The organism is Thioalkalivibrio sp. ALE23, assembly GCF_000378545.1.
In the GTDB taxonomy this organism is placed as follows: Bacteria; Pseudomonadota; Gammaproteobacteria; order Ectothiorhodospirales; family Ectothiorhodospiraceae; genus Thioalkalivibrio.
Genome location: NZ_KB900089.1, coordinates 1 through 1,136 on the forward strand (window position 1 = coordinate 1; position 1,136 = coordinate 1,136).

Genomic DNA, 1,136 nt, shown 5'->3' on the forward strand with positions numbered 1-1,136 from the left:
ACGAGCCGATAGATATGTTCCCCGGCGATTGCGAACTGATCCCCACTGGGATCGCGGTCAACATCGCGGACCCGGGCTACGCCGGCATGATCCTCCCCCGCTCCGGGCTGGGCCATAAGCACGGGATCGTGCTCGGCAACCTGGTGGGTCTGATCGACTCGGACTACCAGGGCGAGCTCATGGTGTCGTGCTGGCACCGGGACAAAGAAGGCTACAACGAACCCTACGCGATCAACCCCGGCGACCGCATCGCGCAGCTGGTGATCGTCCCGGTGATCCAGCCGCAGTTCCGCGTGGTGGAGGAGTTCGAGGCCAGCGAGCGCGGCGATGGCGGGTTCGGGTCGACGGGAGGTGCGTGATGGAGGACATCGTGAAACGTCTGACCGACCTCGCGGACCTGAACCAGGCCCACTCTGTTGGCGCTATGTCGAACGGTCTGGAAGATGCCGCGGACGAGATCGAGCGGCTGCGCGCGGAGAACGAACGGCTGCGGCAATCCCATCCGGTGCCGGAGACTCAGACGGCGCTGGAAAGCTGGCGCACCTTGGCCGAAGAAGTATTCAGCACGCTCCAGAGAGCGATTCCGCCGGCAGACGAGTCATTCGAGGCGGCCGGGCGGGCCGCCTACGAGCAGCTTCAGAACGCACTGAAGAATAACGAGCCCCCGGGGTGTCAGCCATCGGCTGAGGCGTTTCAATACGTCGATGTGACGGCGCCAGGCGGGTGTAAGGGATACATCAACCTGTTCTGGCGAGACCAGGTGATCGCACTGGTTCCCCCGCCCGTGGCGGATGAAATCAAGGAGGCCATCGACGCCCGGCCGGAGCCGGAAACGCGTCACACGGACGATCTTGCCGTGGACCGCTTCGCACGCGCCATGAAGCGCAAGCTCGCCAAGGCCCGCGAGAAAGGCCGTGGCGGCTGGGACGACCCGGACCAGTGCTCGGGCGAAATGCTCGCGCGAATGCTGGTGGAGCATCTGTACAAGGGGAACCCGGGCAACCTCGAAGATATCGCGAACTTCGCGATGATGATGCATCAACGAGGAGAAGATCCCGAACAGCTGGCGGAGGCAGTACGAACGCTCCCAAGTGGGTGGCAGATGATGCCACCGAAGCCGGACGACAACATGCTGG

The 1,136-nt window shown here is 64.0% G+C and carries 1 protein-coding gene and 1 pseudogene; both read left to right on the forward strand.

All coding sequences use genetic code 11. The annotated features are described in order from the left end of the window. Window positions 1-359, forward strand: a 359-nt coding sequence (gene dut, locus F573_RS0114070; RefSeq protein ID WP_026300954.1) for a dUTP diphosphatase, incomplete at its 5' end; no start/stop codon positions are given. After that, window positions 359-1,136, forward strand: a pseudogene (locus tag F573_RS15470) (hypothetical protein); the annotation flags it as partial. The gene dut and the pseudogene F573_RS15470, both read left to right, overlap by 1 nt.